Origin of the sequence: Sphingobium bisphenolivorans (assembly GCF_000412635.1) — a bacterium.
Classification (GTDB): Bacteria; Pseudomonadota; Alphaproteobacteria; order Sphingomonadales; family Sphingomonadaceae; genus Sphingobium; species Sphingobium bisphenolivorans.
This window is the reverse complement of the sequence record NZ_ASTG01000038.1, coordinates 1-9,932: the sequence shown is the minus strand read 5'-3', so window position 1 is coordinate 9,932 and position 9,932 is coordinate 1. Positions and strand designations below refer to the sequence as shown.

At 60.0% G+C, this 9,932-nt stretch carries 12 protein-coding genes; 7 read left to right on the top strand and 5 right to left on the bottom strand.

What is annotated here, in order from left to right; translation table 11 throughout:
* The first annotated feature begins 87 nt into the window (after window positions 1–87).
* Window positions 88–636 carry a recombinase family protein gene (locus L858_RS0118875; protein WP_022684618.1) on the top strand — a complete coding sequence of 183 codons (549 nt, stop codon included), beginning with the start codon at window positions 88–90 and terminating at the stop codon, window positions 634–636.
* Window positions 637–651: 15 nt separating this feature from the next.
* Here the strand turns inward: L858_RS0118875 and L858_RS0118870 are convergent, their stop codons facing one another.
* Complete coding sequence (locus tag L858_RS0118870; RefSeq protein ID WP_021316108.1) at window positions 652–1,086, bottom strand: cell division protein ZapB; 435 nt, start codon at window positions 1,084–1,086, stop codon at window positions 652–654.
* Window positions 1,087–1,539: 453 nt separating this feature from the next.
* Here L858_RS0118870 and L858_RS0118865 point away from each other — a divergent pair, with 453 nt between their 5' ends.
* Entirely contained in the window at window positions 1,540–1,785 is a 246-nt protein-coding gene (locus L858_RS0118865) for a hypothetical protein (protein WP_015449414.1), read from the top strand.
* A 177-nt stretch (window positions 1,786–1,962) separates the two neighbouring features.
* On the opposite strand, the gene L858_RS0118860 is transcribed toward L858_RS0118865, so the two are convergent.
* The 3 genes from L858_RS0118860 to L858_RS20775 form a co-directional block, all read right to left on the bottom strand.
* Entirely contained in the window at window positions 1,963–3,063 is a 1,101-nt protein-coding gene (locus L858_RS0118860; protein WP_044663677.1) for a replication initiation protein, read from the bottom strand.
* Window positions 3,064–3,558: 495 nt separating this feature from the next.
* Window positions 3,559–5,121, bottom strand: coding sequence for a type IV secretory system conjugative DNA transfer family protein (locus L858_RS0118855; protein ID WP_021316106.1), 1,563 nt, complete (start codon window positions 5,119–5,121; stop codon window positions 3,559–3,561).
* Window positions 5,118–5,426, bottom strand: a complete 309-nt coding sequence (locus tag L858_RS20775; protein ID WP_022684617.1) for a hypothetical protein — start codon at window positions 5,424–5,426, stop codon at window positions 5,118–5,120. Before L858_RS20775 ends, L858_RS0118855 begins: the two co-directional genes overlap by 4 nt.
* A 171-nt stretch (window positions 5,427–5,597) precedes the next feature.
* Here L858_RS20775 and mobQ point away from each other — a divergent pair, with 171 nt between their 5' ends.
* Entirely contained in the window at window positions 5,598–6,677 is a 1,080-nt protein-coding gene (mobQ, locus tag L858_RS20770) for a MobQ family relaxase (protein WP_021316104.1), read from the top strand.
* Entirely contained in the window at window positions 6,674–7,186 is a 513-nt protein-coding gene (locus L858_RS0118840; RefSeq protein WP_021316103.1) for a hypothetical protein, read from the top strand. Before mobQ ends, L858_RS0118840 begins: the two co-directional genes overlap by 4 nt.
* On the opposite strand, the gene L858_RS20765 is transcribed toward L858_RS0118840, so the two are convergent.
* On the bottom strand, window positions 7,140–7,430 hold the full coding sequence (locus tag L858_RS20765; protein ID WP_021316102.1) for a hypothetical protein: 291 nt from the start codon (window positions 7,428–7,430) through the stop codon (window positions 7,140–7,142). The genes L858_RS0118840 and L858_RS20765 overlap by 47 nt on opposite strands.
* Window positions 7,431–7,546: 116 nt before the next feature.
* Here L858_RS20765 and L858_RS0118830 point away from each other — a divergent pair, with 116 nt between their 5' ends.
* The 3 genes from L858_RS0118830 to L858_RS0118820 are packed head-to-tail and all read left to right on the top strand — an operon-like array spanning window position 7,547 to window position 9,874.
* On the top strand, window positions 7,547–7,783 hold the full coding sequence (locus L858_RS0118830) for a ribbon-helix-helix domain-containing protein (protein WP_081643412.1): 237 nt from the start codon (window positions 7,547–7,549) through the stop codon (window positions 7,781–7,783).
* Window positions 7,780–8,949: a DNA cytosine methyltransferase gene (locus L858_RS0118825; RefSeq protein ID WP_021316101.1), complete on the top strand. Its 1,170-nt coding sequence runs from the start codon at window positions 7,780–7,782 to the stop codon at window positions 8,947–8,949. The genes L858_RS0118830 and L858_RS0118825 overlap by 4 nt, the downstream gene beginning before the upstream one ends.
* A complete protein-coding gene (locus L858_RS0118820; protein WP_158230102.1) occupies window positions 8,939–9,874 on the top strand; it encodes a NotI family restriction endonuclease in 936 nt (311 codons plus the stop codon). Before L858_RS0118825 ends, L858_RS0118820 begins: the two co-directional genes overlap by 11 nt.
* The last annotated feature ends 58 nt before the right edge of the window (window positions 9,875–9,932 follow it).

The window sequence follows — 9,932 nt, the reverse complement described above, 5'->3', positions numbered from 1 at the left end:
CGCAGCTTCGGGCCGACTGGGCCAGATTGAAACCCACAGGAATCCGGCCTCTTTCCTGATGCAAAAATCTGATGCACCATTTTGGCTATGATCTACGGCTATGCGCGCGTCTCAACCACCGGCCAGGACTTGGCCCAGCAGATCGCCCAGCTCACCGATGCTGGGTGCGTGAAAATCTACCGCGAGAAGATTAGCGGAGCGAATGCCGAGCGTCCCCAGCTCAAGCGCGCGATCGGCGCACTAGATGATGGCGACGTGCTGATGGTGACGGCAACAGACCGCCTTGCCCGCAACACCCGCGATCTGTTGAATATCCTCCATGCAGTGAAGGAGGCCGGGGCTGGCTTCCGATCATTGGCCGAGCCGATGGTTGATACGACTTCCCAATTTGCAGAGGTAATAATCGCGGTGTTGGGGATCGCAGCCAGTTGGGAGCGGGAGCGCATCACCGAGCGCACCGCCGCAGGGCGTGTCCAGGCAAGAGCGCGTGGTGTCAAATTCGGTCGCAAGGCGGCTCTCACCCCTCACCAGCAGTCCGAGGCACTGGAGAGACTGGCTGCTGGTGATACGCAGCGCACCGTCGCGGCGCTGTTTGACGTCAGTCAGGCAACGATATCGCGGCTCGTCGGACGATAGCGAGCTGCGCGCAGATCAATCATCTGCCTTGCCGAACAACCGACCAAAAAAGCCGCGCTTGGATTCCGCAGGCTCCGGGCCGGTCAGCAATCCTATCACCCGCGCCTGCGCCTCTCGCCGCTCATCCTCTGATTTGTCGAGCCTCTGCCGTAGATCGGCAACTACGCTATCGCGGTCCTGCAACTGTTCACGCAACAGTTCAATCTCACGTTGCAACCCCCCTGAATTTATTGGGGTTTCGCTGTTTCCAGAAGGGGTTTCGGAGCGGGACTCGGCAACCGTTTCTTTCTGTTTCGGGGGGAACACCCGGAATAGTTCGGAAGTGTCTATGAGGTAGCCGTTATCGGTCTTCTCAGCATAGCTAAGACGACCAGATTTAAGAGCTTTTGAGACGGTCCCCTTGCTGACCCCGGCCAGTTCGGCCCCTTTCGTCATCGAGACGGTTGCCATGCTTTATTCCCCCGTTTCCAACCGGGAACGTATCCCTGTTTCTATAGGGTATCGTGAAACCCAAAGAGCGACAACCACTAGGTGTAGGCGCTTGCAATCATAGCGGCGTGTGCTCGCAAACAGCCTGATTTCCTGCTCACGCTTTCTGCCACTGGCGGGGAGCGTCCTGCTCGAATTATCTGCCAGTGTGCTCGCCATCATCCGGCGCTGCTTGCAAACGGGGCGTTGTGCTCACGCTCCGTGCCAATGGGCTCTCCAAACCCGTAGCCGGCAAGCGCTTTTGCGAAGCAGGTTTCCAGAACAGTTCTGACAAGCGGCGGGCCGCAGAAATGCGTTGTCGTCATGGCCCGCCCGCGAGGTCGTCAGAAAGGAAGGTTTTCGCGAACAGGGCCGGCGCGTCGTGCTAGGCGATGGAACCCCGCAAGCGGACAGGATGCGATGACCAGGACCGAAATGCTGGAAACGATGAAGCGTCTCGACGCCCATGCGAACGCCCTGTTGCTTACCGGGGCCTCCGATATCGATCTGCTCGGCGGCATGTTCGACGTGATGCCCGACTTCAAGGCGTTGCTCGACGCCGGATACGGCGGTGAAATCGACAAGAACGCTGGTCGCTTCCCCGGTTTGCATCGCTACGCCGTCATGCTCTCCAATGTCGCCGAGGGGATCGCGGAAGGTTCCATCCGGGTGCCGCGCTGACGCCCTGTTTCGCTGGCAGGGGATGTGAGCAGACCTTTATGATTGCGAGCAGCGCAGGATGATGGCGAGCACATTGGCAGATAGCGCGAGCAGATCGCCGAGCCGGTTGTCAGATAATCCGAGCAAAAAAAGGCTCTGTTTGCAAGCAAACGCCGCTACGATTGCAAGCACCTACAACTAGGGTTTACTCCATTTTTCCGCGCAACCCCTTACCCAAGTCGTCCAGTCTTCACGCAGAGCATCGCCTCGGAGCTGACGCCGCTTGTCGGCTCGCACTCGCGCATATTGATCCGCCAATCGCTGAACCGCGTGTCCTCCACCATAGGTGACGCCGATCGCATGCAACTCGACCGCGCCAAATTCCGTCACCTGATCGTCGGCAGGCCAGCGTAAAACATCGGACACACCCAGATTTGCAGCGGTCGCTGCGATGATCGCACTGGGGTCCATTATCGTCTCTGCCGTCCCATCTCGACGGGCGCGGCGACCGGCGCGATGTCGCTCGTTTTCTTCTTCGGCGGCAACCGCTGCGATTGGTGGTTTGCGGCGGAAGGTTATTGCGACCTCGATGACCTTGCGGCCCCGCCTTTTTGCAACGTCCCACGCCACGGAGAATTGTGGGACAAGCTGATTGATTTCGGCCGTCGCGGCATCGAGGACGAAACGCCGTAAGTCAGCGAACGAGCTATAAGCCCCCTCTGGAACGCCCAGCTTGGCGCGCAGGGTTTCCACATCGCCGCGCCAGATCGGCACGTCTCGTCGGTAGAGCAAGGCTCCGAGCTGGTATAGTTCGAGCGCATATTTGCTGTCGAAGGCCAGCACCGTTGCCCGATGCAGGAGGGCGTAGGCTTCGCTGTCTTTCAGAAGGTCGCGCGCACGCCGGGTGAAACGGTAGATCAACCACCCCTGCTCCCCTCCCTCAAACGTCTCTTCGATCATCTGGAAGGTGCGCCGCCCGTGGTCGCCGTCCACCTTGTCGGGCATTGCGAAGAAGATGCCCATCAGCTCGTCAATCGTCTCGGTAAGGCGATCGTTGGAATTGTGGGAGCCGCGCAACATGCGCTTGGCGATTCTGTGTTCCTGGTCGCGCCAGGCATCGCCAGCGGCCTGGTGCATCATCAAGGCAAAGACCTTGCGCGCTGACAGGCTCAGGGAAACCCCCCTCGCATAGCGGACTTCCACCAGTTCGCGCGGCTGCACTATCGTGTCGGAACCGCGTTCCTTCTCGATCCGTGCCACTTCCATCGTGCGGCCAGTTGTGTCGGCTGTCCCGTCCATAATCGGACATTCGGGCGAGGGGCGGGCAAGGTCAAGGTATTATGAGATGAGAGACAAATTGCTCTCATCTCACGCACCCCATTTCTCATGATACCCCCACCCCAAAACTCACAATAGGGCACCCCATTTCTCATGATGCTCCACCCCATTCCTCATGAAAGTCCGGAATATGCCTTTATATTCAATGTGTTTGACACCCCCTGAATCATAGAATCCCAGAATCTAGAATCAACGCGGGCGCGCGAAGAGAATGCCGCTCTAAAGGACGAGGAATATGGAATTGGCCTTTCGGCCAATGCGCCTTTGATGTGCGACGGCTTCGCCGTCACAAGGCGGCCTACCGGCCGCAGGCTTCCCAGGGGAGAAGCACGGCGAAGTCAGGTGCGCCATCGCCCTGTTAGTCCCTGTGGAGGGCACAGAGACGGTTAGGAGGAACCGCCGAAGGGTATGCGCTGCGGGGGGGCTATCGTGCGGATCGCGTCTCCTAGGGCCGTCTCAGGCAGGATCAGCCAGCCCCGCGAACTCGCGCTGATCGTAATATCGGATTTTCTGGACCCGGAGGGGGTCTTTGCCCTGGATCATCAGCAGCTGTTCGTCCGGCCCCATGCGCATGATTTCGTCGGGGTTCATGAGGTTGCGGGCGCTGACCTGGGTGCTGGTCGAGCGGGTATGCTTACTACGCTCAAAAATGCTGCCATGGGTCTCGGAGTAGCCCGCCGTGCGAAATTCGAGGGTTTCCTGTCCCATCGACTTGGACAGCAGTTCGGCGGTCGCATGGTCGTTCACCCCGAACGCCTGCAACACCCCGGCATTCGACAGGAAGGTGCCTGCACGCTCGCCATAGAGGGCGCGCAACTGGTGCATGTCCTGCAAGATCGGCCAGAGCTGCAACCCGTATCCGGCCATCAGGCCCATCGCCCGCTCGACGGGTTCGAGTCTGCCTAGGGCAGCAAACTCATCGAGCAGGAACAGGACGGGCCGCGCCGGTTTGACCGGCGAACGCGCCATGTCGGTGAGCGCCTGGGCGACCAGCAGGCGCAGCCAGCGGGAATAGGCATCGAGCCGGTCAGGGGGCAGGCACAGAAACACCGTGGAAACCCCCTCCTTCAACCCTGCAAAAGTGAAGTCGGAGGCCGAAGTGCTGGCGACGATGCGGGGGCTATCGAGAAAATGGGTATGGCGCTGGGCCGAGGACAACACCCCTGCGGCCTCGCGGTCGGACTTACCGAGGTGGCGATTGCCGGCGCGGGCGATGAGGCCGCCGGCGCCGCGGCTGTCCTGCATCAGGACGAGCAGATCGGCAAAGTCCTTGGGGGCGAGCGTGAGATAGTCGCGCACCGTCGCCAGGGTGCGATGCTCGCGATCCTCGTGGACCACGGCATAGAGGATCAGGCCCGCAATCAGCGCCTTGGCTTCCTCGTTCCAATGGGCCTCGCCGCCTTGCCCTGCGGAATCGTGGACTAGGGCATCGGCCAGCGTCATGGCGTCCTCGGCCAGATCGAGGCTTTCCGGGTCGAGCCGGTCGAGCGGATTATAGCGGGCGGCGGGTTGCCCGGAGACGCCGAAGGGATCGAGGCACCACACCTTGCCCTTGGTGGCGCGGGTGCGAGCAGTGACGCGGGCGTTCTCGCCCTTGGGGTCGATGCAGATCACCGAGCGGTCGATGATCAGCAGGTTGGGAATGATGGTGCCCACACCCTTGCCGCTGCGCGTGGGGGCCATGGTCAGGAGATGGGCGGGGCCGTCATAGCGCAGCAGCTTGCCGGTCCTGAAGGATCGACCAATCAGAAGATCGCCCTTGTTGCTCGCGAGGGCGCGCACGTCATCGATTCCACCGAAGGCGGCCGAGCCGAGCAGCGCGTTGCGGCGGCCCTTGAAGGCAAACTTCCAGACCAGGACGAGGAAGACGACGAGCGCGACCCAGGCAATGGTGCTGGCGATCGCGGTCGGTAGCACCTTTTCGAGCAGCCAGGACGTGCCGAGCAGGACAGCCAGGCTACCGACGACAGCTAGACAGCAGCCACCGTTATTGTCTTCCCCGACGATCGGCCCGCTCATTGTTCCTCCCGTCCACGTTCGAGGTTCTTCAGGCGAGCGAGCAGCGGCTGCAAAAGGGCATGATCGCGCTCGCGGGTCAGGAACATCGGCAGTTCGCGTTGCAGGAGCGGGGCGAGCTGGCGACCCGTGGGCGTATCCTCGTCTATGTGGTGAAGGATAAACGCGCCCAGCATGATGCGCTCGCGGGTTTCAGCCTTGCGGCGTTCAGCGGAAAGCCGTGCCTCAAGAGCCTTTCGTCGCTCGCGTAGTTTGCGCTCGTCTTCGCGCATTTTCTCAAGGCGTTCTTCAACGGGCGTGCGCGCCATAGCGGTCCTCCTTGTCAGTTCGCTATAGCAAGAGGATCGCAACAAGGCTACCTTAGCGAAGATAAGGGCACGCTTATACATCGCTGCGCGATGTGCGTGGTCCTCGTGGGGGCTTTGCCCCCGCCGGACGGCTTCCCCCTTAAGTGAAGGAAGTTAGAAGGCGCGCGGTCCGTGGCGATCTACCATTGCTCTGTCAAAGTCATCTCGCGGGCCAGCGGGCGCAGCGCGGTCGCTGCCGCCGCCTACCGGTCAGGCGAGCGGCTGACCGACGAGCGCCTGGGCAAATGCCACGACTACACGCGCAAGTCGGACATCGAGCATCGGGAGATCATGGCCCCCGATCGCACGCCGGACTGGATGCTCGATCGCTCGCGCCTGTGGAACGGCGTCGAGGCGGTCGAGAAGCGCAAGGACGCCCAGCTGGCCCGCGAGGTCGAAATCTCCCTTCCACGTGAATTGGGCGCGGAAGATCGGCGGGCACTGGTCGAGGGATATGTGCGCGAGCATTTCGTGTCGCAGGGGATGATTGCGGACGTGTCGCTGCATCGGGGCCATTCGGCCGACGGGCAGGAGCAGCCGCACGCGCATGTCATGCTGACGATGCGCGACCTGACCGGCGAAGGGTTCGGCAAGAAGAACCGCGATTGGAACGCCAGCGAACGGCTTGAGGGGTGGCGGGCGGCATGGGCGGACCATGCCAACCAGGCGCTAGAACGGGCGGGGTGCGATGAGCGCATCGATCATCGGTCGCTCAAGGATCAGCGCGAGGCTGCCCGCGATCGGGGAGACGCGGAAAGGGAAAGCGACCTCGACCGCGAGCCGATGGGCAAGGTGCCGCTGGCGGCGGTGGCGATGGAGCGCAAGGGCACGTCCACCGAGCGCGGGGACGAACAACGGGCGGTGCGGGCACGCAATCAGGAGCGGCGCGAGCTGACCCAGCAGCTGCGCGAAATCAGCGCCAGGATCGCGGAGACAATGCGCAACCTGGGCGACAAGGCCAAGGGCATGGCGCAGGGCCTACGTGATCGCCTGGGCGCGGCATGGGGCCGTCAGGACCAAGCCGCCGATCGCGGGGCGGCCGAGCGGATCGCGGAGGCGACCGCACAGCGTGGCGAACGCGATCGGGATGGGCCGGAGCCAGGCAGCGCGGCCGAGCGCATTGCGGGGCGGCTCGACAAGATCGGGAAGCACGATCCGCTAGAACGCGAGCGGCGGCGCGATCGTGAGCAGGACAGGGACATAGAGCGATGAGCGAGGATGACGGCGACGATCCGGTAATGGCGCTGCTGGCGACCCAGCGCGCGGTGCTGGCGGCGGTCGAGAATCTGGCCGCCCAAGTCGAAGCCATGCAGGGGCAGCTCGGCGTCATGGCCGAGGCGATCGACCGGTTGACCGGCGACCAGGCCAGCGCGGCCCCGAAGGGCGCGCCAGTGTCGCTTGGCGCGCGATTCCGCATTGCGACAGGCCCGGAGGCCGACGCCGATCCTGAATTACAGAATGCATACCGGCATTATCGCCTCGCCAAGCATCTGGCAGAGACTTTGAATAGAAACGATCCTGCTGTCATTGCCGCTGATGTGGCGCGGGCACATGATTGGATCGCGGATCAGCTCGACAAGGGCCGGGTGTTCGATCCGCTGAAAAGCCGGGATGAGGGCGGGGTGTCCAAGGTCGTGGTCGAACCGATCCACGAGGAAATGCTGGGGAAACGGATCAGGGTCGAGCGGAAGCAGGAGCGGGAGCGGGAGCGGTCGAGGTAGATCCTTTGCCGTAAAGGCTCAGGATGATTTGCGGCACCAGCGAGGGCGGCACGCCTTCTTCCATGAACATCGCCAGCATGGCGTGCTCCTCGATGGTCAGGTCCATGCCCTCGATCGCCAGATTGGCGCACGCCTCGGCGTTGGCCTCGCGCCATTGTTCCATTTCGGCAGCGGTGCCGCGTACATAGTCCATAGCACGCACCTGGGCGCGGAGCGCGGGAAGGTCGATCGGTATGATGGTCATAGCGACGACATTTGTATCAGATTTACCTCCAGAAAGCATTGCATTTGCAGGCTTTTTATGAGAACAAAAAGAGAACAAACTTGAAATTGACTAAGCGTTGAACCGGAGGCATAGAGATGCAAGGTGCTGCACTTTGCGGCAAAGTGAGGCAACTTATGCCGTCGAAAAACCGGATCACCGTTAATCTGTCCGAAGATGAATATGCCGCTTTCGATCGGCTTGCGGCTCGGTCGAAGGTGTCGAAGGCATGGCTTGGCCGTCATGCGATCAGCTCGTTGATCGAGCGTACTGATGGGGATGAGCAGCAACTGCCGCTTCCCCTGACAGGATTGAAGCGTAGGGGGAGCCGATGAAATCGCGCCATAACATGACCGTCATCGATCTTTTCTGCGGAGCCGGTGGCCTTTCCGAGGGGTTTCGGCAAGCGGGTTTCCACGTCTTAGCGGGACAGGATTATGACGACCGGGCAGGCGAGACATTTTCCGCGACCCACCCAGAAGCCAAGTTCATTGGCGGGCCGATCCAAGACGTTACAGCACAGCAGCTCTTAAAGGCTGCTGGCGTCAAGAAGGGTGAAATCGACGTGATCGTCGGTGGTCCTCCGTGCCAGGGCTATTCGGTTTATAATCACCAGCGAGGCGTCAATGACCCACGCGCAGGCTTGTTTCGCGAGTATCTTCGGATCGTGAAGGGCATTCAGCCGCGTTGGATCGTGATGGAGAACGTAACCGGCATCACGTCGATCGGCGGGGGCGGCATCGTGCATGAGATATTCGAGGGTATGAAAAGCCTCGGCTATCGCGTCGATATGAAGGTACTCCGCGCCGAAGAATATGGGGTGCCCCAAGAGCGCAGGCGCGTGTTTTTCATTGCCACGCGCACCGATGCGCCAATCTTGTTCCCCGAACAAACACATGGCCCAGGCTTGTTGCCCTTCGTGACAGTTTGGGATGCTATTTCCGATCTTCCTAAGTTGGAAAACGGCGATCGTGCAGGGCCGCGACCATACGGAAAACGGCCTCAAAACAGCTATCAGGCTTTGTTGAGAGGGGACTGCACTATCGTGCAGAACCATTCCGCATCTAAGCTATCGCGGATCAACCAGGAGCGGATGCGACATATTCCCGCTGGGGGATCATGGCGGGACATACCGATCGACCTGTTGCCCGCAGGCATGAAGTTGGCCAAGCGTAGCGATCATACCAAGCGATATGGTCGACCCAAAAAAACAGACCTGTCATGCACAGTATTGACCAAGTGCGATGTGCATTGGGGGGCCTATATTCACCCCGTCCAAGATCGTTCGTTCACGGTTCGCGAGGCAGCAAGGCTACAATCATTCCCTGATTTCTTCACGTTCAAGGGTAACAGCACAGAGCAATATGTGCAGGTCGGTAATGCGGTCCCGCCTCTACTCGGGAAGTGCGTTGCCGAAGCACTACTTCTTGCGGATACGGCAGGGATGGCCTCTAAGCAGGTGAAAGCCAGCCTGCGTGAGGAACTCCCGATTGCCGTTTGAACCTGAGTCGATTGTTGGAGAGGTATTAGGTCGGCGGGCGGCAAAGGGTGTCGATCCTGCTGCCGCCGATTTCGAGTGCCCGTACATTCAGTCGCGATGCCCCAAGCGCAGCACACAACTCCCCAGCGAGCCTTATCCCGTGTGCAGTCTTTGGAAGCCTGCACCCCGGAAATCGACCCAAGGGCCAGAGTTGATTTTCGTCTGTCCGAAGCGATTCTACGCTGTCGATTTTCTGACAGAGGTCATCGAACATTGCTGGCCGGGTGAGAAGCCTACTGATCCGCAGATCGCCCGCGAAGTCAAAATGGAGGGCTTCGGGAATGTCGATTTCGTTATCGCAGACGTCAAGAGTGATAAGGAAATCGACCAATTCCTGTCGGTAGAGCTTCAGGCCATTGATATTACTGGATCTGTTTTTCCTGCTTATCAGGCTTTGCGAGCTGGAGAAGATCTAGAGAAAAAGCCGACATACGGATTCAATTGGGACAACGTATACAAGCGTTATATTACCCAACTCATCCGAAAAGGCTATTTCCATCACCATTGGAAATCGAAAATCGTCGCGGTTATTCCTGAGCAAGTATATCAATATATACTAGGCCGCGCGGCATTTATGAAAACTAGCGATGTTAAGAATGACCCGCAGGTCAATATCATATTTATGACTTATCGCTTAGAAGCCGATGCGGATAGGCCAGGTGAGTTTAAGCCTGTGCTTGTTAATGTAGAAGGCACAAGCCACACAAACTTGCAAAATGCCATCATGTATAAAGACCCGCCCCAGAGATCGGCCTTTACGGCACAGATTAAGAGTTCTCTGGTTCGCGGTGCTGTAAGGTTGGCTGATCTAATTGCAGCGGGCGAGGTTTCCGAGATGGAAGATCATGAGGACGAAGGGCCGGACCCAGGAGACCTGATTCAGTAGGGTTGATCCGAAAGTTACAAGTTTTGCATCAGATTGGCCCAGTCGGCCCGAAGCTGCG

What these genes read in the sequence shown, in the direction of transcription:
- L858_RS0118875 (WP_022684618.1), top strand. Translation starts at nt 88, where the DNA reads ATGATCTACGGCTATGCGCGCGTCTCAACCACCGGCCAGGACTTGGCC.
- L858_RS0118870 (WP_021316108.1), bottom strand. Translation starts at nt 1,086, where the DNA reads ATGGCAACCGTCTCGATGACGAAAGGGGCCGAACTGGCCGGGGTCAGC.
- L858_RS0118865 (WP_015449414.1), top strand. Translation starts at nt 1,540, where the DNA reads ATGCTGGAAACGATGAAGCGTCTCGACGCCCATGCGAACGCCCTGTTG.
- L858_RS0118860 (WP_044663677.1), bottom strand. Translation starts at nt 3,063, where the DNA reads ATGGACGGGACAGCCGACACAACTGGCCGCACGATGGAAGTGGCACGG.
- L858_RS0118855 (WP_021316106.1), bottom strand. Translation starts at nt 5,121, where the DNA reads ATGAGCGGGCCGATCGTCGGGGAAGACAATAACGGTGGCTGCTGTCTA.
- L858_RS20775 (WP_022684617.1), bottom strand. Translation starts at nt 5,426, where the DNA reads ATGGCGCGCACGCCCGTTGAAGAACGCCTTGAGAAAATGCGCGAAGAC.
- L858_RS0118840 (WP_021316103.1), top strand. Translation starts at nt 6,674, where the DNA reads ATGAGCGAGGATGACGGCGACGATCCGGTAATGGCGCTGCTGGCGACC.
- L858_RS20765 (WP_021316102.1), bottom strand. Translation starts at nt 7,430, where the DNA reads ATGACCATCATACCGATCGACCTTCCCGCGCTCCGCGCCCAGGTGCGT.
- L858_RS0118830 (WP_081643412.1), top strand. Translation starts at nt 7,547, where the DNA reads ATGCAAGGTGCTGCACTTTGCGGCAAAGTGAGGCAACTTATGCCGTCG.
- L858_RS0118825 (WP_021316101.1), top strand. Translation starts at nt 7,780, where the DNA reads ATGAAATCGCGCCATAACATGACCGTCATCGATCTTTTCTGCGGAGCC.